This window comes from Catenulispora subtropica, from assembly GCF_039531675.1.
GTDB lineage: Bacteria > Actinomycetota > Actinomycetes > Streptomycetales > Catenulisporaceae > Catenulispora > Catenulispora subtropica.
In genome coordinates this window covers 37,330-59,032 of the sequence record NZ_BAAAQM010000002.1, presented here as the reverse complement: position 1 = coordinate 59,032, position 21,703 = coordinate 37,330, and the positions used below count along the sequence as shown (strand labels likewise).

Here is a 21,703-nt window from a genome sequence, read left to right as displayed (position 1 = left end):
CAGGAGATTTGCTCATGGCAGGAACGCCTCGCGTCCTAACGATCACATTCAAGATCCACGTCAATCGGGACCTGAAGGCGAACATCCGGTTCGCCCGGATCGAGTCGGCCGCCGAGTCATTGGTCAACGGGATGATCACCCTGCTGCCAAGAGTCTTTCCGTGGGCAGATCGGGTCGCGGTTGATCGCAGCTGGTCCTACGACTGGTGGTCACCGGACACCGAGACCATCCAGCTGCCGCCCACGGAAGACAACACCCCAGACGAACTGACTGACCCGGCGGCGGATGCGACCGCCCCGCCCGAGGACCTGTGACGGACCCACTATGGCGAACCACATCCCGACCTCTATTGCGTTCCTGTCCGCGGCGAGACCTGCCCGGGTCAGCAGGGCCTCCGTCGACCGCTCACGCTCCCGCTGGCCTGACGAGGAGGCCGGCTCGCGCCTGGTCCGCATGAACCCGCCTGCCCAGTATCCGATCGAGTTGGCGCAGCTGGCCGACGGCCGCGCCCTGGTCCGCGCGGGCACCTCGATTGATGTCGGCTACGAGGTCTACCTACCGAATCCAGCCGAACCCGGATTCCTCAGGGACCCGCGCACCGTCGCCGCGATCGACCGCAGCACGCGATCCGGCGCTCAGGAGTGGCTGCTCACCTGGGCCGGCGAACAGCCGGTGGAACCGGCAGATGCTGAGATATCGGTGGACCTGGATCCGGCTTGGTTCGCCGAGCCGCTGGTGCGCTGGATCCACGAGACTTCCGGCGGCAATGCGGTCGATCTTGCCGGGTTCGCACCCGGCGATGTGACCCTGGAGTCGGTGACCACGCTCGCTGAGCACCTGTCTGAGCAGGGATTACTCACCATCGCGGCCACCGCCACCGGGGTCACCGCCACCCTGACCGAGAATGGTCGGGCGGAGGCCGAGCAGGCCGCCATCGCCCGGGCTGACCGACACCAGCGGGAAGAGGCCCTGCGCCAAGGCATGATCACCTTTTTGGCGGAGTACGAGCGCTCCTCACGGACCCCGGACGACTGGAAGCCGTTTCTGCTCGACCCGCGTTCGATGTTTCACGGCGACTTCTTCACCGTCGACGAGCTGGCCAGGGAGGCGCAATACCTGGCCGAGATGGGACTGATCCGCAGCTTCTCCCAGACGAACGGGATGGATCGGGGCTGGACCATGCCGCAGCTCACCGCTCGGGGACGCAACTGCAACGACTACCACGGAGGAAACGTGGCCGACTCCCTCAAGCCGGAACCCCAACCGGGCCCGACGATCAACGTCACCGGCAGCCCGGGCGCCCAGGTCAACACGGGCAACAACAGCCAGCAGAACAGCACGGCCCCCGCCGCGCACGCGCCCGAGTCGCTCAGTCGAAGGCGCAAAGTCTGGGAGTTCTTCAGCAGCCTGGTCGGCGTCATCACCGGCATCGGCATCCTCGTCCTGACCGCCGTGTTGGTCTACATGACCGAGGTGCTCATCAAGCAGAAGTGATGGGGACGTACTCCCTGGGCATCTCCGACCGACAAGCACCTCACCGCCGGTGACCAACCTGTCGAAGACCACGTTCCCCAGGAGGCAACCGACTTCGGCACGCCGCAGCCGCCGAAGCACCTCTGCATCGCACACCGCCGCGAGCTGGTCAGCATCGGCACCGCTAGGGCGGTCCTGAACCGGGCTGCGGCCACCGCAGCCCGGCAGGCCGACGGAGCACAACCGCCACACACTGGCTCCATGAACGACACCGATCTCTTCGGCCGAGTAGTCGCCTTGGCGACTGCCGCCTACCACGACCTGAAGGACCGCGGCACATTCCACGGCTCGGACTTCAGAGCCAACCTCGAAGCTCTTTCTCACGAGCTCGGCAGGTATCAGATCGACGTCGACATCACGGAACCCCTCAACAACGACAACGTCGGCGAAGCCGTCAGATCCGCTGCTGACTCCGCCGCCCGTCAGGTTGGCACCGAACTCCTTCAGGTCATCGGGGCACTGGCGGCTCTCTTCGCCAACTTCGCGGTCGCGGCTGAATCGTCCCCCGAGCCGATCAACGTCACCGCCTACCTCCAGGCGACCGGCCTCAAGAACCTCATCGTCGGCGACGACAGCTGACCCCATTCGGGGAGTTCCAATAGCCGGACCTACCAATACCCGCCGCAGCGACCTCCAGCGCCTGGCGCGCCTCGTGTTGGCCGAGGACGTCCGAGAGGTCGGGCAGAGGGCGTACCGGTCGGGCGAGGCCGGTGCGGGGTCCGGTGTCGGCCGGCAGCGGCTCGGCGTCGGGGATCTCGGTGCCTTGGAGGAAGGCCACGACCTGGGCCAGGGAGCGCATGCCGTGGACTTCGAGCCCGGGTATCTGGGCCGCTTCGAGCGAGTTGGGCTCGGCGACGACCGCGCGCGTCAGGCCGAGGTTCTTCGCCGCCAGCGCTGCGGGCAGGACGCCGCGCACCGGTCGCAGTCGCCCGTCGAGGCAGAGCTCCGCGAAGAACAAGGTGTCCTGCAGGGCGATCTGGCTGATGCTGCCCTCGGCGGTGAGGGCGGCGACGGCGACAGCGAGGTCGAACGCCGAGCCTTCCTTGCGCACCCACGCCGGAGACAATCCGACGATGACATTGCCGTCGGGCCACCGGTGGTGGGAGTTGTAGGTCGCGGCGCGGGCACGGTCGCGGCACTCGGACAGGACGGTGTCGCGCAGGCCGAGGATCTGGGTACGCGACGCGCCGCGCGTCACGTTGACCTCGACCTCGACGACGACGCCCTGCGTGCCGTTGAGGGCCACGGAATGGGTGCGGGCGACGCTCATCGCCGCTCCCCGGGGGTCTTCGTCGCGGCGGCGCCGAGGCGGAGGGCGGCTGCGACGAACGCTTGCGCGACCCGGTTGCAGTCGGGCTCGATGGCGGCGGTGCTGAACGTGCAACCGTCGCCGGGGCCGTCCGCCCGGAACGCAAGTGCTCGTCGGCGGGAGGCGGGACGGGGTCGGCTGACGGGCCAGGAAGTTGGCGTTCGGCGCTTGGAGGCAGACTCAGGTCGAGCAATGCCGGAAATAGCAGAGCACGAAGCTGGCGCTCGCCGCTCGGAGAAAGAGCCAGGTCGAGCGATGCCGGAAATGGCAGAGCAGGAAGCTGGCGCTCGGCGCTCGGAGAAAGAGCCGGATCGAGCGATGTCCGAACCAGAGCAGGAAACAAGCGTTCGCCAGCTGGGGGTCGAGCCGGATCGGCTGAAGCCGCAGGTCGGTGCGCAGGTCCAGGCGGTCGGTGCCGCCGCGTCGGGCGCTGGCCGGGAGCGCTGCTGCGTCGTGCGCATCTCACACCGCCTGCAAGTGGTCGATGGCGGGCTCGGTGCGGCCGTCGGCGGGGAAGAGGAGGCCGATGACGTCGAGGCGGATGCCGCGGACGCCGCGGGGGAGGTGGTGGCGGAGGGCGGGGTCGAGGCGGTGTTCGGCGAGCCAGCGGTTGGCGAGTTTCCAGAGGCGGGTGCGTTTGGCGTCGGTGACGGCGTCGAGGGGGCGGGCGCCGGTGCCGGCGCGGCGGGTTTTGACTTCGACGGTGACCAGGAGGTCGGAGGCTACGGCGACGATGTCGAGTTCGCCGCGGACGTCGGGGCCTCGCCAGCGCCAGTTGCGGTCGACGATGCGGTAGCCGCAGGTGGTGAGGTAGGAGGCGGCGATTTGTTCACCCTCGCGGCCGAGGCGGCCTGGGGACAGGGTGCTGTGGTCGACCGGTGACGGGAACTCCGTCAGGTAGTGCTCGACTTCCAGGGGTGGGGATGTCCCGGCCACTGCTTACTCCTCCCGGTCTGCGGTCGGCCTTGGGTGGGCCGCTTGGGATCGAGAGTCGCGGAGGGCGGTGGAGGGGGGCCAGGAGGAGTCGGAGGGTTGTGGATAAGTCGGGGGGAATGAGAACGCCCGTCACTCGTTCGGCTCAGGGGCCGCGCGGGACGGGCGTTGTTGTTGGGTTTTCAATTACTCGGTCGGGACTTCGAGGTCGCTCTTGGCGAGCTCCTCGACGTTCACGTCCTTGAAGGTGACGACCTTGACGTTCTTCACGAACCGCGCCGGCCGGTACATGTCCCAGACCCACGCGTCGGCCATCGTCACCTCGAAGTACACCTCGCCGTCGGCCGAGCGCACCGCGAGGTCCACCTGGTTGGTCAGGTAAAAGCGCCGCTCGGTCTCGACCACGTACTTGAACAGGCCGACCACGTCGCGGTACTCGCGATAGAGCTGGAGCTCCATCTCGGTCTCGTACTTCTCGAGGTCCTCAGCGCTCATGCCCACGCTCCCCTTGGTCGGTCTTCAATCACAGTCATTGTCACCCACAACGCGGGGAAACGTTCGCCACGTTGGCATATGTGAACCGGTGCTCCGGACATGGCCCGTACTCCTCGAGCGCCGCCTGGTGCGCCGGCGTGGAGTAGCCCTTGTGGACCTCGAAGCCGTAGGCCGGATGGTCCCGGGCCAGGTCGGTCATCATGGCGTCCCGGACAGTCTTGGCCAGGACCGAGGCCGCCGCCACGCAGGCGGCCACCTGGTCGCCTTTCCACATGGCCAGGCTGGGGCAGGGCAGGCCGTCCACCCGGAACCCGTCCGAGAGCACGTAGGAGGGGGTGACGTCGAGCCGGGCGACGGCGCGGCGCAGCGCCTCGATGTTCGCCTGGTGCAGGCCCAGCCGGTCGACCTCGGCCGGTGGTATGGCGACCCACGCGTAGGACAGCGCGCGGCGCTCGACCTCTATGCGGACCCGGTCCCGGGCCTTCTCGGTGAGCAGCTTGGAGTCGCCCAGCTCCGGGATCCGGCCCGAGACGCCGGGACGCAGGATCACGGCGGCGGCCACCAGCGGGCCGGCGCAGGCGCCGCGGCCGGCCTCGTCGGCCCCGGCGACCGGCGACAGCCCGGCGCGGGCCAGGGCGCGCTCGTAGCCGTAAAGACCCGCGTCGGAGCGGATGGCTACGCCGCGCGGCAGCGTGGATGTCGGCGTGGTGGTCATCGCTTCTAACGTACAACTGCCTGGGGACGACTATGGCGGCCGCCGCAGGAAGTCCCTGCCGCGACCGCCACAGCCTGCGGTTATGTCGATACTACGAATGTAGTGCCACTACAGGCCTAGTGCGTCGAGCGCCTCCGCCGTACGCAGTTTCCGGCGCCGCCGCACCACCGTGATCGGCACCGCGAGCGCGAACGCCGCGACCGGCACCGCGCCCGGAGCGGCCAGGGCCTGGAAGCTCTGCTTGAAGGTCGAGGGCACCGGCAGCGTCCCGAAGTGGTCCGGGGGCCATACCTTCAGGACCGCGATCCCGACCACGTTGCCGACCGGCACGAAACCGCCGGTGACGCTCTTGATGTGGGCGCGGGAGTCCACCGAGACCTCGCGGTGGTCGCCCATGACCCACAGGTGGTCCTTGGGCACGTCGACCGAGAAGGGCTCCATCGACGGCGTGTTGCTCGGGTAGAGGTAGCCGTCCTCCTTCAGCGGCACGCCGTTGACGGTCACCGGCGCGCCGTTGCCCTTGGACTCGACGTGGTCGCCGCCGACGCCGATCACCCGCTTGATCAGGTCTCCGTTGTCCTCCGGCAGCAGCCCGATCGCGGTGAGGGTCTTGCTGAACACGTTCTTCGGCTTCACCGGCTCGGCGTCCAGCCAGTTGCCCGGGTCCTGGAACACCACGATGTCGCCGCGGTTGGGCTCGTGGCCCAGCCAGTTCGAGAACCGGTTGACCAGGACGCGGTCGTTGATCTCCAGCGTCTGCTGCATCGAGCCGGAGGGGATGACGAACGCCTGCACCAGGAAGGTCTTGATGATGAAGGCCAGCACCAGCGCGATCGCCAGCAGGAAGGGCAGCTCCACGATGAACGGGCGCGGCTTCTTCGGGAAGGCGAAGCGCCACACCGCCACGAACGGCGCGTAGAGCCACTGCCACCACTTGCGGGGCGCGGGCGGCGCCGCGGGCTCGGAAGGCTCCGGCGACTCCCCCGGGGCGGCCCCGTCCGGCGCGTCCGGAGAGCCCGGCGCGTCCCCGCTCTGCGGGGACTGGTCGTGCGCCGCCTGGTCGGGGCGCGGGACCATGGCCTCCCCCCGGCCGGCCGGCTTGCCAGCCGTGTTTCCGGCCGCCTCGACGGTCTCGGAGCTCTCGTCCACTGTCACAGTCTGCCCTTCCGCTGACCCGCCAGGCCCGCTCCGCTTCGCTGCCTGGTCCATGTCGCTGTTCCCTTCGCAGTCCCTCGCACGTTCGGCTCAGCCAAGCGGCCGCTCCGTACCCAACCGCCTCCGTAGCCGATTGGTTACGCCCGCCGGGGCCGGAAGGAGCCCGCCCAGGCGGCGACGGCGGCGCAGCACGCCCGCCCGCAGCGGCACCGCGAGCGTGAACCCCCACAGCAGCGGCGGTGCCTCCGCGGCAGTACGCAGCGCCTGGGCAGGGCTCTTAAGAGAGAACGTGGACGGCGTCCCCAGTCCACCGATGCGCGTCAGCGGCCAGATCCGCACGAAAGCGTGACCCTGTACGTTCCCGTAGGGGACCAGCCCCTGAGTCTTCTCCTGCAGGTGCACCCGGGAGTCGCCGGAGTCGCTGCGGTGGTCGCCGAGCACGAAGATCGTGTGCGGCTGCACCGTGATCGGCCCGAACGCGGCCTGCGAGGGGTCGTCGATCCGGCCGCCGTCGTCCTTGTACAGGTAGGTGTGCTCATCCAGCGCCACGCCGTTGACGGTCACCGGGCTCCCCACGCCCTTGCACTCCACGACGTCCCCCGGCACGCCCACGACCCGCTTGATCAGGTCCTGCTCGTTGCCGGCCGGCAGCAGCCCGACCCAGGTGAAAGTCTGCTTGATCGCGCCGACGACCATGTTGTCCTTCTTCACCAGCGACGGGTCCAGCCACCCGCCGGGGTCCCGGAACACCACGATCTGCCCGCGCTGCGGGGTCCAGCCGAACCACGGCGTCAGCTTGTTCACCAGCACCCGGTCCCCCGGCTCGATGGTGTGCTGCATCGACTGGGAAGGGATGTAGTAGGCCTGTACCGCGAACGTCTTGATCACCAGTGCCAACAGCAGTGCGACCCCGAACAGGAGCGGCAGCTCCTTCCACAGCTTCACCGGTTTGAGCCGGCGCCTGCGCCCCTTGGCCACCGGCCGCACCCTTGCCTGTTCGTCGTCGAGGGGGCCTTGCGACCCGGATGGCTACAGCAGGACGGGAACAGCAGTTCCCCAGCGAAACAACGTACTGGACGAGCCTGAGGATTGCGTAAACGGCACCAGGCCGCACCCTGAGAAAGGGTACGGCCTGGTGCGGAGGATACGGCGGCGGGAGCCTGACTCAGTGGCCGGCGACCGACTCGCGCTTCTCCTTGATCTTCGCCTTCTTGCCGCGCAGGTCGCGCAGGTAGTACAGCTTCGCCCGGCGGACGTCACCGCGGGTCACGACCTCGATCTTCTCGATGATCGGGGTGTGCAGCGGGAAGGTGCGCTCCACGCCGACGCTGAAGCTGACCTTGCGGACGGTGAAGGTCTCGCGCACGCCCGAACCCTGGCGGCGGATGACGACGCCCTTGAACTGCTGGATGCGGGAGCGGTTGCCCTCGACGACCTTGACGTGCACGTTGACGGTGTCGCCGGGACGGAAGTCCGGGACGTCGATGCGCATCGACAGCTCGTCGATGGTGGACAGCTTGTCCATGATCTCTCCTCGTGGACGCCACAGGTCGGCCACGGCTTCGGTGGTGGAACTTACGATCAGCTTGAAACGCCGTGGGCGGCTCCCCCTGTGGCAGGGGCGCGTCCGGCGGGCAGGCGGCAGCCACCTGCGCAAGCAGTACCGGCCTAGTCTGACACAGCGTCGGGGTCGAAACGAAATCCGGCCGCCGTCTGCGACCAGCCCAAAGCCGCCAGCTGCGCGCGGTCCTTCTTGTCCAGCGCGGCCGGGTCGAGTGCCTCGATCAGGTCCGGCCGGGTCTGCGCGGTCCGCCGCAGCGCCTCGTCCCGGCGCCACCGGGCGATCACCGCGTGGTTGCCGGACAGCAGCACCGGCGGCACCTCGCGGCCGTCCCAGTTCGCGGGCTTGGTGTAGACGGGGCCCTCCAGCAGGCCCGCCATGCCGCCCTGCGAGGAGTGCCCGAAGGAGTCGTCCTTGGCGGACTCGGCGTTGCCCAGCACGCCGGGCAGCAGCCGGCCCACGGCCTCGACCATGACCAGCACCGCGACCTCGCCGCCGGCCAGCACGTAGTCGCCGATCGACAGCTCCTCCACCGGCATCCGCTCGGCGGCGGCCTCGATGAACCGGCGGTCGATGCCCTCGTAGCGGGCCGGGGCGAACACCAGGTGCGAGGCGGTGGCCAGGTCCTCGGCCACGCGCTGGGTGAAGGGCCGGCCGGACGGCGTCGGCACGATCAGCCGCGCGCCGTCCTCGGAGCCCGGCGGCACCAGCGCGGTCAGCGCCTCCCACCACGGCTCCGGCTTCATCACCATGCCCGGCCCGCCCCCGCACGGCGAGTCGTCCACGGTGTTGTGCCGGTCGTGGGTCCAGGTCCGCAGCTCGTGGACGTGGATGTCGAGGATCCCGGCGGTCGCGGCCTTGCCGATCAGCGAGACGTCCAGCGGCGCCAGGTACTCGGGAAAGATGGTGACGACGTCGATGCGCATGGGAGGGCGGCGGCTACTCGACGGAGTCCAGGTCCAGCAGCCCGGCCGGCGGGTCGACCACGACGCGGCCGGCGGCGACGTCCACGGTCGGGACGAACTGCTTGACGAAGGGGATCAGCACCTCGGGGCCGTCCGGCCGCTTCACGGCCAGCACGTCCTGCCCCGGCAGGTGCAGCAGGTCGGCGATCTCGCCGAGCGCGGTGCCGTCGGCCAGCTCCACGGCCAGGCCGAGCAGCTGGTGGTCGTAGAACTCGTCCGGGTCGTCCGGCGTCTCGTCCGGATCGGCCTCGACCACCAGGATCGTGTTGCGCAGGGCCTCGACCGCGTTCCGGTCGGTCACGCCCTCGAACGACAGCAGCAGGATGCCGTTGTGGTAGCGGGAGTCGGCGACGACCAGCGGGCCGCGCTCGGCCGGCTCGGTCAGCAGCCGCGCCCCGGGCGCGAAGCGCAGGTCGGGGTCGTCGGTGCGGACCTCGATCGTGGCCTGCCCGCGGATGCCGTGCGCACGGCCGATCCGGCCGACCACGAGGCGCAGGGCCTCGGGCCGGCCGGAGGGATTCCCGCCTTCGGGGCTCGCCGTGCTCACCGGTAGCCGGCCGCCTCGACCAGGTCGACGCGCAGCGACCGGCCGCCGAGCGCGGCCATCACGGTGCGCAGCGCGCGCGCCGTGCGCCCGCCGCGGCCGATGACCTTGCCCAGGTCGTCCGGGTGCACCCGGACTTCCAGGACCTTGCCGCGGCGCTGGTCGCGCTCGCGGACCCGGACCTCATCGGGGTGCTCGACGATGCCCTTGACCAGGTGTTCCAGGGCCTCTTCCAGCATGCTCAGCCCTCGGAGGTGATCTCAGCCTCGACGGCCGGGGCCGGGGTCTCCACCGGAGCCTCGGTCGCCGGGGTCTCGTCGGCCTTCTTCTCGGCCTTCTTCTTCGGAGTGGTGGCGCCGCCCTTGGGCTCGTCGGCGGCCTCCTTGGCGGCGGCCTCGAAGACGGCCTTGCGGTCCGCCTTGGGCGCGGCCACCTTCATCGGCGCCGGGGCCGGCTGGCCCTTGAACTTCTGCCAGTCGCCGGTGATCTTCAGGATCGCCTCGACGGCCTCGGTCGGCTGCGCGCCGACACCCAGCCAGTACTGCGCACGGTCCGAGGACACCTCGATGAAGGAGGGCTCCTCCTTCGGGTGGTACTTGCCGATCTCCTCGATCGCGCGACCGTCCCGCTTGGTGCGGGCGTCGGCGACGATGATCCGGTACTGCGGGTTCCGGATCTTGCCCATGCGCTTGAGCTTGATCTTGACTGCCACGGTGTGGTGTCTCCTGCTTGGTTGACTGCGGGTGGTGCCACCGCGCCGCCACGTGGGGACATGGCATCGGCAGCAGCCGGATGGACTCGGCTTAGCGCAGGAGAGAGGGCCATGCGCGACCGGTACAAGCTTCCATTGTGCCAGACCGTTCGGGCTGGTTGGGACGCCAGGGCCGGACTCCCCTGACCGACGGTGCCGGGGCGGCTCCCGCGGCGGCTACTTCGGGGGCAGCAGGTTCTTGAACTCCTCCGGCAGCTCGAACTGGCCGTTGCCGTCGTCGCCGCCGAACAGCGAGCCGTTGCCGTCCCGCCGGGCCTGCCGCGCCGCCTCCTCGGCCTTGGCCTTGGCCGGGTTGCCCGAGCGCGAGCGGCCCTTGGACTTGGAGGCCTTGTCGGCGGCCTTGGCCTTGGCCGACTTGCGCTTGGTGCCGCCCAGGGCGCCGGCCCCGGGCAGGCCCGGCATGCCGGGCATCCCGCCGCGGGCCATCTGCTGCATCATCTTCTTGGCCTCGAGGAAGCGCTCGATGAGGTTGTTGACCTCCTGCACCGTGGTGCCCGAGCCCTTGGCGATGCGCTGCCGGCGGGAGCCGTTGATGATCTTGACGTCGTCGCGCTCGCCCGGGGTCATCGACTTGATGATGGCCGCGATCCGGTCGACGTCCTTGTCGTCGATCTCGTTGAGCTGCTGCTTCACGTCGGCCATGCCGGGCAGCATGCCCATCAGCTTCTTCATGGAGCCGAGCTTCTTCAGCTGCTCCATCTGCTTGAGGAAGTCGTCGAGCGTGAACTCGTTGCGGACCAGCTTGCCGGCCATCTTCTCGGCCTCGGCGGCGTCGAACGCCTTCTCGGCCTGCTCGATCAGGCTGAGCATGTCGCCCATGTCGAGGATGCGGCCGGCCATCCGCTCGGGGTGGAAGACGTCGAAGTCCTCCAGCTTCTCCCCGGAGGAGGCGAACATCACCGGCTTGCCGGTGACCGCGCGCACCGACAGCGCCGCACCACCGCGGGCGTCGCCGTCGAGCTTGGTCAGCACCACGCCGTCGAAGCCGACGCCGTCCTGGAACGCCAGCGCGGTCTCGACCGCGTTCTGGCCGATCATCGCGTCCAGGACGAACAGGATCTCGTCCGGCTTGACCGCGTCCCGGATGTCGGCCGCCTGCTTCATCAGCTCGGCGTCGATGCCCAGGCGGCCGGCGGTGTCGACGATCACCACGTCGTGCATCTTCGCCTTGGCGAAGTCGATCGAGTCCTGGGCGACCTTGACCGGGTTCCCGACGCCGTTGCCCGGCTCGGGCGCGAACACCGGCACGCCGGCCCGGTCGCCGACCACCTGGAGCTGGGTGACCGCGTTCGGCCGCTGGAGGTCGGCCGCGACCAGGATCGGGGTGTGGCCCTCGGTCTTCAGCCAGCGCGCCAGCTTGCCGGCCAGCGTCGTCTTACCGGCACCCTGCAGACCGGCCAGCATGATCACCGTCGGCGGGTTCTTGGCGAACCGCAGCCGCCGGGTCTCGCCGCCCAGGATGGCGACGAGCTCCTCGTTGACGATCTTGACGATCTGTTGCGCCGGGTTCAGCGCCTTGGAGACCTCCGTGCCCTCGGCCCGCTCCCGGACCGCGGCCACGAAGGGGCGCACGGCCTGCAGCGAGACGTCGGCCTCCAGCAGCGCACGCCGGATCTCGCGCAGCGTGTCGTCGATGTCCTGCTGCGAGAGCCGACCCTTGCCGCGCAGGTTCTTGAAGGTTGCGGACAACCGATCGGAGAGCGTGTCGAACACGTCGTATTCATCCTTCGCGCGGAAATCAACAGATCGAGCGGATTAGAAAACCGTCGTAGTCCACCAGGGTAGCCGCTGACATGGCCGGGGCCCGAGTCCGGCGAAGTTGTCAGTGCGGTGCGCCACCATTAAGGCAACACGAGGTGAGGGAGAACAGCACAGTGACTCTGGTCAACAAGTACGCGGGCACCTGCGCCGCGTGCAAGGGCCATGTGCCGGCGGAGACCGGCACGCGCGCCAATGTGGACGGTGCGTGGCAGACCTATCACCATGAGTGCGCTCCGGCCTGGGAGCCGCAACCGCGGGCCGCGGACAGCGGCGAGGCCGCGCCGGCCCCGGTGCCGCCGCAGCGGGGCTCCCACGACGGCTGGCACCGCCGCCGGCTGGCCGGCTTCGACACCGAGACCACCGGCCGCGACCCGAAGACCGTGCGCATCGTCTCGGCGGCGCTGGTGATCTCGGACGGCTCCGAGAAGACCTTCCTCATCGACCCCGGCGTGGAGATCCCGGCCGAGGCCACCGCGATCCACGGCATCACCACCGAGTACGCCCGTGAGCACGGCACCGCCCCGCGCGAGACGCTCGACGAGATCGCCGACACGCTGGCCGCCGAGCTGCGGGCCGGGACGCCGCTGGTGGTGTTCAACGCCCCGTACGACCTGACCCTGCTGGAGGCCGAGCTGGCCCGGCACCGGCTGACGCCGCTGGCGGCCCGGGCGCCGGTCGCCCCGGTGATCGACCCCCTGGTCATCGACCGGCAGATGGACAAGTACCGCCGGGGCGCCCGCACCCTGGAGGCGCAGTGCCAGTTCTACGGCGTCACCATCACCCGCGCGCACGACGCCGCGGCCGACGCGCAGGCCGCGCTGAACCTGGCACAGGTGATCGGGGCGAGCTACGCCGCCGTGGGGACACTGGACGCGGTGCGGCTGCACGAGGCGCAGGCGCGCTGGAAGGCCGAGCAGGAGGCGGACCGGGCGGCGTACCGGGAGCGGCGCGGAGAGCGGTCGTACGCGGAGCCGGAGTGGCCGACGCGGCCGCTGGCGACGTCCGCTTGAGAGCCGGCGGAAGCACGCCTGGAGAGACTGCGGAGAACTGAAAGGGCGGTGGGTCAACCCCTGAGGGGGTCGGTCCACCGTCCTCACGCTTATAGGCGGCTTCGAAGGCACCTCGGAATCAGTGCCAGAACACGGCGATGATGATGTTCGCCAGCGTCAGCCCGCCGATCGCGAAGTAGACGCCCTTGTGGATCTCCTCCTTGGTGCGCTGGGTCCAGACCAGCGCGGAGATCACCACCAGGACACCGAGCTTCACCGCCATCTTCGCCGCGGGCGGCTCGTGGTGCAGTCCGTTCTTGTCCACCACGTACAACGCCACGCCCGTGACCAGCATCGTCACCGCGCCGTGCAGCATCGCCGGCACGATTCGCTTGGCCTGCGCGGACATCTGGGTCAGGAACCCGCCGAGCAGTGCGGCGAGGCCGACGAAATGCAGGACCAACAGGCACTCTTGCAGTACTTTCACGCCTGCATCCTACGATCATGGCGGAGTTTGCCGACACAGCGTCGACAACTTCTGTCCACACGGCCCGGTACGAATCGGGACAGTGAGCACTGAATCAGGACCACTAAACTCTCCCCAAGGTAAAATCCTGGTATAGCGACCTGGAGCGGTCCGTTTTGTCGTTCGAGATCTCGCTATGGTTACGGCCGGACCTCCGTACACACACCAACCACCCGGACGGTGGCGGGGGTTCACGCCGAGTCCGGCGACGCGCGAACCGCTGTTGGAGGCTCCCACAAGCCAAGGCGGAGATCGCGGACCCGGAGCCGGGGACCCACAAGTCCCACCGGCCCGCATCCACTGGGGCCAAGGGGTGAATCGGTCCGCCGCGTACCCCCCTTCGCGGCGCCGTAGGGCACGCTTCTCAGCCCGAACCCGACAGCTAACCCGGTAGGCGGCCCGAGAAGAAGAGGAGTGCCGCCCTCGTGGCGTCCCACAAAACCGTGACCACCCACCGCGCGTCCAAGAAGACGATCACCGCCACGCGTACCGCGGTGACGCTGGCGACCGCGACGGTCGGTTCCATAGCTTTGGTGCCGGGTCTGGCCCACGCCGACCCGACGGCGAACCTCAACGACGTCCAGAACAAGGTCAAGGACCTCCACGAGCAGGCCGAGCAGGCGTCCGAGGCGTATGACAAGGCGGCCGGCGACCTCGCCACGCTGCAGCACAAGGTCGACCAGATCCAGGCCCGCATCACCGCCGAGCAGGCGCAGCTGGGCAACGCGCAGTCCGCCCTCGGGAGCCTGGCGGCCGCGCAGTACCGGTCCGGCGGGGTGGACAACTCGCTGCAGCTGATGCTCGCCGCGTCCCCCGACTCCTTCCTGCAGCAGGCCACCGCGATGAACGAGGTGGCCGACAAGTCCGCGAGCTCCATGAAGTCGGCGCAGGAGATCAAGCGCCAGCTGGACCAGGACAAGGCCGAAGCCTCCTCGGACCTCGCGCAGTTGCAGAAGACGCGCGACCTGATGGCGCAGAACATGGCGGACGTCAACGCCAAGGAGAAGGCCGCGCAGGACCTGCTGAACACGCTGTCCAAGGCGCAGCGCGCGCAGTACGACACGCAGCAGAAGCAGCAGACCCAGCAGAACACGAGCACGAAGCAGGTGGCGCCGACCGGCCTGCCGCCGGCGCCGAACGCCCGCGCGCAGATAGCGGTCAACTTCGCCAAGGCCCAGATAGGGAAGCCGTATGTGTACGGCGCCGCCGGCCCGCGCAGCTTCGACTGCTCCGGCCTGACGATGGCCGCCTGGGCCGCCGCCGGCGTGTCGATGTCGCACGGCTCCTCGGACCAGGCCTACGAGTTCCCGGCGGTCAGCGAGAGCGACATCCAGCCCGGCGACCTGGTGATCTACTACGGCAGCATGCACCACGTGGGGATCTACGTCGGGGCCGGGCAAATCATCCACGCGCCGTACAGTGGCACCGTGGTGCAGTACGCTCCGCTCCACTCGATGCCTGTGGTACGGATCGTCCGGCCGTAATCGACCGGACCGCGAGCCAGCCGCGGGGCGCCGACTTCCATGTCGGCGCCCTTCGACGTTGTTTGGGGGATGTATGTCAGAGTACGGAGTCGGCCACGAGGCCGGGGAGGCTGAGGGGTACGGGGACGCGGCCGGGGCCGTCGCGGCGGCGGTGGCCGGGGCGAAGACCGGGGCTGAGTCCGGGGCCGGGTCGGGGGTCGGGGCCGGGGCCGGGTCCGGCGAGGGCGAGTCGTGGTTCGAGCGGGCTGAGCCGGCCGAGCAGGCCGAGCAGGCGGGGCTGGCTGCCGAACGGGACGTGGAGGCCGGGTCCGGGCTGGAGGGTGAGCCGGAAGGTGAACCGGAGGCCGGGCTGGAGGCCGGGCTGGAGGCAGAGCCGGAGGCCGGGCTGGAGTCGATGGCGGTCGAGGAGCCTGACGAGGCCGACGGTGCCGGTGAGCCCGACGACGTGGACGACCAGGAGCTCGTCGAGGAGTACCCGGACGCCGACCCCCAGCAGTGGATCAGTGGGCTGATCGCCGACCTGGAGCGGGCCGAACAGGGCATAGGGTCCGGCCCGCGGGATGTGCTGATGGCGCGGATCAAGCTGGCGCAGGCCTACTCCGAGCTCGGTGACACCGTGCAGGCCGCGCCGCTGGCGGTGGCGAACGTGGCGCAGGCCGAGCGGCTCTTCCCGTCCAGCGAGGGGATGCTGCGGCAGCTGCGGGAGTTCCGGGACGCGGCGTGCGAGGCCGCCGGGTGGACCGCGGCGATGATGCGGGACGAGGCGGACGAGGCCGGAGAGGCGGCGGACGAGGAGGGGCCGAGCGAGTTGGTGGCGCGGCCGTGGCCGGAGACCGAGGACCCAGCCGCCGAGGAAGAGCCGAGCGAGCCTGTGGCGCGGCCATGGCCGAAGGCCGAGGCGGTCGCGGAGGCATGGCCGGCGGTCGGGGTCGGCGAGGACGAGGAGGCGCTCCTCGGGGGCACGGCAGTGGTGGCCGAGCCCGTCGCGGCCTCTGAGCCGGAGCCGGCCGGCGCGGTGATCCACGAGTTCGTGCGCCGCACACCGGAGACGGAAGCCGCCGCGCAGCCCGCCGCGCAGGCCGCCACGCCGCCCGCCGAGCTCGCGATTCCGGCGCCGCCGGAGCCGGAGTACGCCGAGGAGGTCGAGCCGACCGTGCCGGCCGCCGAGCTCGCGGCGTTCGAGGAGATCATCCGGCTGCGCTACGAGCTGCGCGAGGCACACCGGACCATCGACCGGCTCAAGCACGTCAACCGGAAGCTGCGCGAGGCGCTCGAGTTCGAGGCCGAGTGACGGCGCGATGACGAAGGGCCGGGTCTGCCGACCCGGCCCTCAGACCCCGGCGCGCCGCCGGCGCCGGACGCCTACTCCCACTCGATCGTCCCCGGCGGCTTGCTGGTCACGTCCAGCACCACCCGGTTGACGTCGGCGACCTCGTTGGTGATCCGCGTGGAGATGCGGGCCAGGACCTCGTAGGGGAGGCGGGACCAGTCGGCGGTCATGGCGTCCTCGCTGGAGACCGGGCGGAGGACGATGGGGTGGCCGTAGGTGCGGCCGTCGCCCTGGACGCCGACCGAGCGGACGTCGGCCAGCAGGACCACCGGGCACTGCCAGATCTCGGTGTCCAGGCCGGCCGCGGTCAGTTCCTCGCGGGCGATGGCGTCGGCCTCGCGGAGCAGGTCCAGGCGCTCCTTGGTGACCTCGCCGACGATGCGGATGCCCAGGCCCGGGCCGGGGAACGGCTGGCGGCCGACGATGGCCTCGGGCAGGCCCAGCTCGCGGCCGACCTGGCGGACCTCGTCCTTGAAGAGCTTGCGGAGCGGTTCGATCAGTTCGAACTGCAGGTCCTCGGGCAGGCCGCCGACGTTGTGGTGGCTCTTGATGTTGGCCGTGCCGCTGCCGCCGCCGGACTCCACGACGTCCGGATAGAGGGTGCCCTGCACCAGGAACCTCACCGGCTCGCCGGCGTCCGCGGACTCGGCGACGATCTCGCGCTCGGCCTGCTCGAAGATGCGGATGAACTCGCGGCCGATGATCTTGCGCTTCTCCTCGGGGTCGCTGACCCCGGCCAGCGCGGACAGGAAGCGCTCCTCGGCGTCGACCACCTTCAGCTGCACGCCGGTGGCGGCGACGAAGTCCTTCTCGACCTGCTCGGCCTCACCCTTGCGCAGCAGCCCGTGGTCGACGAACACGCAGGTCAGCTGCGGGCCGATGGCCTTCTGCACGATCGCGGCGGCCACCGCGGAGTCGACGCCGCCGGACAGCGCGCAGATCGCGCGCTTGGTGCCGACCTGTTCGCGGATCGCCGCGACCTGCTCGTCGACGATGTTGCCGGTGGTCCAGGCGGGCTCGATGCCGGCGCCCCGGTAGAGGAAGTTCTCCAGCAGCAGCTGGCCGAACTGCGAGTGCAGCACCTCGGGGTGGTGCTGGACGCCGTAGAGCCGGCGCTCGTCATCCTCGAACGCGGCGACCGGGGTCTTGCCGGTGGTGCCGGTGACCCTGAAGCCCTCCGGGGCGGCCACGACCGCGTCGCCGTGCGACATCCACACCGGCTGCTCGGCGGCCGAGCCGCTGAACAGCGTCGAGTCGGTGTCCAGGACGTCCAGGTGGGTGCGGCCGTACTCCCGGCCGCCGGTCTTGTCGACCACGCCGCCCAGGGCCCGGGCCATCGCCTGGAAGCCGTAGCAGATGCCGAGGGTCGGCACGCCGGCCCGGAACAGCTCCGCGCCGACGTTGGGGGCCCCGTCGGCGTAGACCGAGGACGGCCCGCCGGAGAGGATCACCGCCTTGGGCTTCTTGGCGAGGATCTCGGCCACCGTCGCGGTGTGCGGCACGATCTCGCTGTAGACGTGGGCTTCGCGGACCCGGCGCGCGATGAGCTGCGCGTACTGGGCGCCGAAGTCGATGACAAGGACGGTGTCGGCAGGCTGCTCCATGATGCGGCCAATTCTATCCGGCTCCCGTGACCGCTCAGGTCACCACCGTGATCGCGTGGATCACGTCACCGGCCCCTCACGCGGCGGTGGTCGGCGCCGTCCGCGGCCACGGCCGCACAGCCTCGATGTACGCCGCCAGTCCCAGCAGCAACGCCTCCCGGCCGGGGCGGGCGGCGAACTGCACGCCGATCGGCGTCCCGCAGCTGTGCACACCCGCCGGAACGCTCATCGCGGGCCAGCCGGCCAGGTTCCAGGGCGGGCACAACCCGGCGTAGGAGGTGTTGGCCACGAAGTTGCGGACGAGCCCGCGGCGGCCCCAGCGCAGCGCCGGGGGCGGCGGCCGCATCAGCGTCGGGGTGAGCACCACGTCCGCGTCGCCGATGAACCGCTCGGCCCCGGTGTCCCGCCAGTGCCGACGCGTCCCGGCCCCGGTCAGTCCGATCCGCGCCGCCGCCCGCCCGGCGGCGGCCAGGGAGCGGGTCCTGCGCTCCAGGGCACGGCGGTCGTACTCCCCCGCCTCCAGGGCGGCGGCCGCGAGCCAGGTCAGGGCGGAGCCGGGGCCGACGTTGAGCGGATAGCGAGGAGCCTCGACGATCTCGTGCCCGGCCGCCTCCAGGGCCCCCGCGACGTCCTCCACCGCGGTGCGGTGCTCGCGGTCGACCTTGTAGCCCGGCGAGGGCGGCGCGGTCGACACGGCGATGCGGAGCCGTTCCGGCCGGATGTCGGCCGCGGCGGCCAGGGCCGGGTCGTCGGCCATCACGGCGAGCGTGAGGGCCGCGTCCCCGACGGTGGCCGCCAGGACGCCGTTCTCGGCCAGGCCCCACCACGAGGTCGAGCCGAGCAGCGAGGGGACCGTGCCGTATCCCGGCTTGAAGCCGAACACGCCGCAGCAGGCCGCCGGGCCGCGGATCGAGCCCAGCCCGTCGTTGCCGTGGGCCACCGGGACCAGTCCGGCCGCGACCGCCGCGGCCGCGCCGCCGGAGGAGCCGCCGGCCGTGCGCGTCAGGTCCCACGGGTTGCGGACCAGGCCGAGCACGCTGTCGGTCATGCCGACCAGCGACAGCTCGGGGGTGTGGGTGAGGCCCATGACGATCGCCCCGGCGGCCCGGAGCCGGGTCACGACGGGGTGGTCCTCGGTCTCCGGCGGGCGGTCGGCGGTGGCGGCGGAGCCGTGACGGCACTGCTCGCCGGAGACCGCGACGTTGTCCTTCACCGCGATCGGGACGCCGGCGAGGGGGAGGTCGGCCAGATCCGGCCGGAGCGCCAGCTCGTCGGCCTCGGCCAGGGCCGCGTCGTGGCGGACCTTGCGGAACGCCCCGATCCGGGGGTCCGCGGCGGCGGCGCGGTCCAGGGCCTCCTGGACGGGCCCGCGCACCGTGCTCTCACCGTGCCGGACGGCCGCCGAGATCTCGGCGGCCGTCCTCATCTCTGAACCGCTTCCGGGCTGTCCGGCCATTCCTGCATCATCGCGCCGCGGAGGGCGCCGGCCAAGAGGCCCGGCGATCGGAGCGGCCGGCGGGCGGGCCGGAAGCGGGTACCACTATGCGGAGCCGGCGGCTCCAACCGGTTCAGCGGGACAGGTCGTCGAACTCGCCGTCCTTGACGCCGCTGATCAGGGCCTCGATCTCCGCGCGGGTGTAGACCAGGGCCGGGCCCTGGGGGTCGCGGGAGTTGCGCACCGCGACCGAGCCGTCGGCCAGCGCCGCGAACTCGACGCAGTTGCCCTGCGAGTTGGAGTAGCTGCTCTTGCGCCACGCGGCTTCGACCCGGGTGGCGGGCATGCCGTTGTAGGGCTCGAACTCGCTCATTTCGCGTTTCCCCTTACATGTACGGTGGGAAGGGTTTGATCCAATGCACGTGCATCCGCGATTGAATCAGCACTCGCGTTTGCATGGCAGTAAACGGATGCTAGCGGTCGGGCAGGCGCACGCGCAGAGGTTTCGAGTGTGAAACGTTCAAAGAGCGGGTAAAGGTTCTCCCCGCAGGTTCAAGGCATGCGTTCGCCACGACTTCGATACCGGATCGATATACATTCGAGCTCTGCGACCGGCAACGGAATCGGCGCTGTGCGGGGCGTGACCGGGCCCGGACCGGGGGTAGGGGCCCGCGTGGTAATCGGTTACAGCGAGCTACCGGGACAGCCGTCCGGCACGGACGGAAAGAAGTGAGCGGGAAAAGAGTTCAGCAAGCCAGCTCGAAGAGCGCCCACACCACTTTGCCCGAAGGCTCCGCCGCCCCCGGAGCACGGAAACGGCGCCAGCCCCAGTCGTCGGCCAGCGCCTCCACCAGGTACATGCCCCGGCCGGATTCGTCGAGGCCCCATAAGCCGTCGGCCGCCCGCGCCGGAGTGGGTGCCACCGGCGAGGCGGCCGAGGGGTCCGCGACGGCGAACAGGACGCGTTCCACGCCCGATTCGCCGGCGGTGGTGTCGCAGGGCTCGTGGACCAGACAAAGAGAGATCAGATCGGCGTCCGCCTCAAGGCGTTCCGGACGCACGGCTTCATAAGCGTGGACCAAAGCATTCGTCACGAGTTCCGAGACCACGATGCCCAGATTCTCCAGAAGAGTGGAGAAGCGCCCGGGTTCGCCGCGCCAGTCCTCGGCCACGTCCTGCACGAAGCGGCGGGCCGCCGAGACCGACTCCGCACGGGCCGGGAGGACGCAGTGGCGCGTCGACGCGCTGCGGCCCACGGCCTGGTATCCGATGCAGACCGGCAGGTCGGCATGGAGCAGGGAGTAGGAGTAGCTGGACGCGACCATCGGGTCTTCCCCCTCGGGTGCCGCGCATCGGCGGCGGCACGTGCAATCGCAGAGTTTTCCTATGCAAGTGACGGATGCACGTGCATGCTACAGCGTGGAAGGCGCGCGCAGGGTCTCGGATGGGCAAAGACTTTGACGAACCGATTCAGAGCCCTGTCGCGTGCGGGGGGAGCCTCGGCGAGCGGGGCGACCGGGGGCTGCGGTGTTCACAAGCGGACGCCCAAGTGGCACAATCGGCAGCTGATCCACCGCCTGGCCGCGCATCACGGCGCCGGGGCCGGAGAAGGAGCGAGGAAAGCGATGAGTGGGCCCCACACCACCGATTCGGAGCCGGAGCCGACCCGCGCGGGCGGTGCCACGGTTCGCCGGATCATGCTCGGCTCGCAACTGCGGCGGCTCCGCGAGGCGGCGAGCATCACGCGGGAGACCGCGGGCTGGGAGATCCGGTCCTCCGAGTCCAAGATCAGCCGGCTGGAGCTGGGCCGCGTCGGGTTCAAGATGCGGGACGTGGAGGATCTGCTGTCGCTGTACGGCGTCACCGATCCGGCCGCCCGGGAGCCCTTCCTGTCCATGGCGAAGGCCGCGAACGCCACCACCTGGTGGCACGGCTACCACGACGTCCTGCCGAGCTGGTTCGCCGGCTACATCGGCCTGGAGGAGTCGGCCTCGCTGATCCGCACCTACGAGGTGCAGTACATACCGGGCCTGCTGCAGACCGCGGACTACATGCGGGCGGTGATGGCCGGGCGCGGGGTGTTCGACAGCGACTCCGAGCGCCGGGTGCAGGTCCGGATGGAGCGGCAGAACGTGCTGCTGCGCGAGCAGGAGGCGCCGCGGCTGTGGGCCGTGGTCGACGAGGCGGCGCTGCGGCGGCCGGTGGGCAGCCCCGAGATCATGCGGCAGCAGCTGTCCCACCTGCTGGAGATGATGGAGCGGCCCAACGTCACCGTGCAGGTGCTGCCGTTCCAGTCCGGCGCGCACGCCGCCGAGGCCGGGGCGTTCACCATCCTCCGGTTCGCCGAGCCGGACCTGCCGGACGTGGTCTACCTGGAGCACCTGGCCGGGGCGCTGTACCTGGACAAGCGCGACGACGTCGACGTGTACCTGCAGGTGATCGAGCGGATCAGCGTCACCGCGCTGACGCCGGCGCTCACCGCCGAGGCGCTGGCCAAGCTCATCAAGGACTTCTGACCGCGGTTCCCGGACCGCCGGTCCGCCTAAACCGTCTCAAGGTTCACAGTCGGGTATCTGTACGCGAACATCCATA

The 21,703-nt window shown here is 70.3% G+C and carries 24 protein-coding genes and 1 riboswitch; of the genes, 7 read left to right on the top strand and 17 right to left on the bottom strand.

Annotation, left to right across the window (positions count from 1 at the left end):
• Nucleotides 1–14 precede the first annotated feature (14 nt).
• The 3 genes from ABD466_RS02405 (at nucleotide 15) to ABD466_RS02395 (ending at nucleotide 2,112) form a co-directional block, all read left to right on the top strand.
• Entirely contained in the window at nucleotides 15–314 is a 300-nt protein-coding gene (locus tag ABD466_RS02405) for a hypothetical protein (protein ID WP_344655229.1), read from the top strand.
• Nucleotides 315–324: 10 nt separating this feature from the next.
• Nucleotides 325–1,494, top strand: coding sequence for a hypothetical protein (locus ABD466_RS02400; RefSeq protein WP_344655228.1), 1,170 nt, complete (start codon nucleotides 325–327; stop codon nucleotides 1,492–1,494).
• Nucleotides 1,495–1,734: 240 nt separating this feature from the next.
• Complete coding sequence (locus ABD466_RS02395) at nucleotides 1,735–2,112, top strand: hypothetical protein (protein WP_344655227.1); 378 nt, start codon at nucleotides 1,735–1,737, stop codon at nucleotides 2,110–2,112.
• Here ABD466_RS02395 and ABD466_RS02390 read toward each other — a convergent pair.
• From ABD466_RS02390 to ffh, 12 genes are all read right to left on the bottom strand, one after another.
• Entirely contained in the window at nucleotides 2,090–2,803 is a 714-nt protein-coding gene (locus ABD466_RS02390; protein WP_344655226.1) for a magnesium chelatase domain-containing protein, read from the bottom strand. The genes ABD466_RS02395 and ABD466_RS02390 overlap by 23 nt on opposite strands.
• Before the next feature lie 501 nt (nucleotides 2,804–3,304).
• Complete coding sequence (locus tag ABD466_RS02385; RefSeq protein WP_344655225.1) at nucleotides 3,305–3,778, bottom strand: YraN family protein; 474 nt, start codon at nucleotides 3,776–3,778, stop codon at nucleotides 3,305–3,307.
• Nucleotides 3,779–3,961: 183 nt separating this feature from the next.
• Complete coding sequence (locus ABD466_RS02380) at nucleotides 3,962–4,270, bottom strand: DUF2469 domain-containing protein (RefSeq protein WP_344655224.1); 309 nt, start codon at nucleotides 4,268–4,270, stop codon at nucleotides 3,962–3,964.
• Nucleotides 4,271–4,310: 40 nt separating this feature from the next.
• Nucleotides 4,311–4,985: a ribonuclease HII gene (locus ABD466_RS02375; protein WP_344655223.1), complete on the bottom strand. Its 675-nt coding sequence runs from the start codon at nucleotides 4,983–4,985 to the stop codon at nucleotides 4,311–4,313.
• 108 nt (nucleotides 4,986–5,093) lie between these two features.
• Complete coding sequence (gene lepB / locus ABD466_RS02370) at nucleotides 5,094–6,134, bottom strand: signal peptidase I (RefSeq protein WP_344655222.1); 1,041 nt, start codon at nucleotides 6,132–6,134, stop codon at nucleotides 5,094–5,096.
• A gap of 96 nt (nucleotides 6,135–6,230) precedes the next feature.
• On the bottom strand, nucleotides 6,231–7,118 hold the full coding sequence (lepB, locus tag ABD466_RS02365) for a signal peptidase I (RefSeq protein ID WP_344655221.1): 888 nt from the start codon (nucleotides 7,116–7,118) through the stop codon (nucleotides 6,231–6,233).
• A gap of 187 nt (nucleotides 7,119–7,305) precedes the next feature.
• Entirely contained in the window at nucleotides 7,306–7,665 is a 360-nt protein-coding gene (rplS, locus tag ABD466_RS02360; RefSeq protein WP_344655220.1) for a 50S ribosomal protein L19, read from the bottom strand.
• Nucleotides 7,666–7,808: 143 nt separating this feature from the next.
• Nucleotides 7,809–8,627, bottom strand: a complete 819-nt coding sequence (trmD, locus tag ABD466_RS02355; protein ID WP_344655219.1) for a tRNA (guanosine(37)-N1)-methyltransferase TrmD — start codon at nucleotides 8,625–8,627, stop codon at nucleotides 7,809–7,811.
• A 13-nt stretch (nucleotides 8,628–8,640) separates the two neighbouring features.
• Nucleotides 8,641–9,213 carry a ribosome maturation factor RimM gene (gene rimM / locus ABD466_RS02350; RefSeq protein ID WP_344655218.1) on the bottom strand — a complete coding sequence of 191 codons (573 nt, stop codon included), beginning with the start codon at nucleotides 9,211–9,213 and terminating at the stop codon, nucleotides 8,641–8,643.
• Nucleotides 9,210–9,449: an RNA-binding protein gene (locus tag ABD466_RS02345; protein WP_012785728.1), complete on the bottom strand. Its 240-nt coding sequence runs from the start codon at nucleotides 9,447–9,449 to the stop codon at nucleotides 9,210–9,212. The genes rimM and ABD466_RS02345 overlap by 4 nt, the downstream gene beginning before the upstream one ends.
• 2 nt (nucleotides 9,450–9,451) lie before the next feature.
• Nucleotides 9,452–9,922 (bottom strand): 30S ribosomal protein S16, encoded by a 471-nt coding sequence (gene rpsP, locus ABD466_RS02340; protein WP_344655217.1) that lies wholly within the window; start codon nucleotides 9,920–9,922, stop codon nucleotides 9,452–9,454.
• 216 nt (nucleotides 9,923–10,138) lie between these two features.
• Nucleotides 10,139–11,695, bottom strand: coding sequence for a signal recognition particle protein (ffh, locus tag ABD466_RS02335; RefSeq protein WP_344655216.1), 1,557 nt, complete (start codon nucleotides 11,693–11,695; stop codon nucleotides 10,139–10,141).
• A gap of 161 nt (nucleotides 11,696–11,856) precedes the next feature.
• Between ffh and ABD466_RS02330 the strand changes: the two genes are divergently transcribed.
• A complete protein-coding gene (locus ABD466_RS02330) occupies nucleotides 11,857–12,753 on the top strand; it encodes an exonuclease domain-containing protein (RefSeq protein ID WP_344655215.1) in 897 nt (298 codons plus the stop codon).
• Nucleotides 12,754–12,871: 118 nt separating this feature from the next.
• Here ABD466_RS02330 and ABD466_RS02325 read toward each other — a convergent pair whose 3' ends face one another.
• Complete coding sequence (locus tag ABD466_RS02325; protein ID WP_344655214.1) at nucleotides 12,872–13,219, bottom strand: hypothetical protein; 348 nt, start codon at nucleotides 13,217–13,219, stop codon at nucleotides 12,872–12,874.
• Between the two features lie 282 nt (nucleotides 13,220–13,501).
• Nucleotides 13,502–13,669, top strand: a riboswitch (cyclic di-AMP (ydaO/yuaA leader).
• Between the two features lie 14 nt (nucleotides 13,670–13,683).
• On the opposite strand from ABD466_RS02325, the gene ABD466_RS02320 reads away from it, so the two are divergent.
• On the top strand, nucleotides 13,684–14,742 hold the full coding sequence (locus tag ABD466_RS02320; protein WP_344655213.1) for a C40 family peptidase: 1,059 nt from the start codon (nucleotides 13,684–13,686) through the stop codon (nucleotides 14,740–14,742).
• Between the two features lie 73 nt (nucleotides 14,743–14,815).
• Nucleotides 14,816–16,033 carry a hypothetical protein gene (locus ABD466_RS02315; RefSeq protein WP_344655212.1) on the top strand — a complete coding sequence of 406 codons (1,218 nt, stop codon included), beginning with the start codon at nucleotides 14,816–14,818 and terminating at the stop codon, nucleotides 16,031–16,033.
• A gap of 71 nt (nucleotides 16,034–16,104) precedes the next feature.
• On the opposite strand, the gene guaA is transcribed toward ABD466_RS02315, so the two are convergent.
• The 4 genes from guaA to ABD466_RS02295 all read right to left on the bottom strand — a co-directional run bounded on the left by guaA (nucleotide 16,105) and on the right by ABD466_RS02295 (nucleotide 20,436).
• Complete coding sequence (guaA, locus tag ABD466_RS02310) at nucleotides 16,105–17,676, bottom strand: glutamine-hydrolyzing GMP synthase (protein WP_344655211.1); 1,572 nt, start codon at nucleotides 17,674–17,676, stop codon at nucleotides 16,105–16,107.
• A 76-nt stretch (nucleotides 17,677–17,752) separates the two neighbouring features.
• The gene (locus ABD466_RS02305) at nucleotides 17,753–19,102 is read right to left on the bottom strand and encodes an amidase (RefSeq protein ID WP_344655210.1); all 1,350 of its coding nucleotides are present in this window, start codon (nucleotides 19,100–19,102) and stop codon (nucleotides 17,753–17,755) included.
• 142 nt (nucleotides 19,103–19,244) lie between these two features.
• Nucleotides 19,245–19,484: a DUF397 domain-containing protein gene (locus ABD466_RS02300; protein ID WP_344655209.1), complete on the bottom strand. Its 240-nt coding sequence runs from the start codon at nucleotides 19,482–19,484 to the stop codon at nucleotides 19,245–19,247.
• Between the two features lie 373 nt (nucleotides 19,485–19,857).
• Entirely contained in the window at nucleotides 19,858–20,436 is a 579-nt protein-coding gene (locus tag ABD466_RS02295; RefSeq protein WP_344655208.1) for an ATP-binding protein, read from the bottom strand.
• 300 nt (nucleotides 20,437–20,736) lie between these two features.
• On the opposite strand from ABD466_RS02295, the gene ABD466_RS02290 reads away from it, so the two are divergent.
• A complete protein-coding gene (locus ABD466_RS02290; protein WP_344655207.1) occupies nucleotides 20,737–21,627 on the top strand; it encodes a helix-turn-helix domain-containing protein in 891 nt (296 codons plus the stop codon).
• Nucleotides 21,628–21,703: the final 76 nt, after the last annotated feature.

Coding starts and splice junctions, on each gene's coding strand:
- ABD466_RS02290 (WP_344655207.1), top strand. CDS start 20,737: ATGAGTGGGCCCCACACCACCGATTCGGAGCCGGAGCCGACCCGCGCG.
- ABD466_RS02400 (WP_344655228.1), top strand. CDS start 325: ATGGCGAACCACATCCCGACCTCTATTGCGTTCCTGTCCGCGGCGAGA.
- ABD466_RS02345 (WP_012785728.1), bottom strand. CDS start 9,449: ATGCTGGAAGAGGCCCTGGAACACCTGGTCAAGGGCATCGTCGAGCAC.
- ABD466_RS02380 (WP_344655224.1), bottom strand. CDS start 4,270: ATGAGCGCTGAGGACCTCGAGAAGTACGAGACCGAGATGGAGCTCCAG.
- ABD466_RS02405 (WP_344655229.1), top strand. CDS start 15: ATGGCAGGAACGCCTCGCGTCCTAACGATCACATTCAAGATCCACGTC.
- ABD466_RS02395 (WP_344655227.1), top strand. CDS start 1,735: ATGAACGACACCGATCTCTTCGGCCGAGTAGTCGCCTTGGCGACTGCC.
- guaA (WP_344655211.1), bottom strand. CDS start 17,676: ATGGAGCAGCCTGCCGACACCGTCCTTGTCATCGACTTCGGCGCCCAG.
- rplS (WP_344655220.1), bottom strand. CDS start 7,665: ATGGACAAGCTGTCCACCATCGACGAGCTGTCGATGCGCATCGACGTC.
- ABD466_RS02375 (WP_344655223.1), bottom strand. CDS start 4,985: ATGACCACCACGCCGACATCCACGCTGCCGCGCGGCGTAGCCATCCGC.
- ABD466_RS02305 (WP_344655210.1), bottom strand. CDS start 19,102: ATGAGGACGGCCGCCGAGATCTCGGCGGCCGTCCGGCACGGTGAGAGC.
- ABD466_RS02390 (WP_344655226.1), bottom strand. CDS start 2,803: ATGAGCGTCGCCCGCACCCATTCCGTGGCCCTCAACGGCACGCAGGGC.
- ABD466_RS02295 (WP_344655208.1), bottom strand. CDS start 20,436: ATGGTCGCGTCCAGCTACTCCTACTCCCTGCTCCATGCCGACCTGCCG.
- ABD466_RS02315 (WP_344655212.1), top strand. CDS start 14,816: ATGTCAGAGTACGGAGTCGGCCACGAGGCCGGGGAGGCTGAGGGGTAC.
- trmD (WP_344655219.1), bottom strand. CDS start 8,627: ATGCGCATCGACGTCGTCACCATCTTTCCCGAGTACCTGGCGCCGCTG.
- ABD466_RS02300 (WP_344655209.1), bottom strand. CDS start 19,484: ATGAGCGAGTTCGAGCCCTACAACGGCATGCCCGCCACCCGGGTCGAA.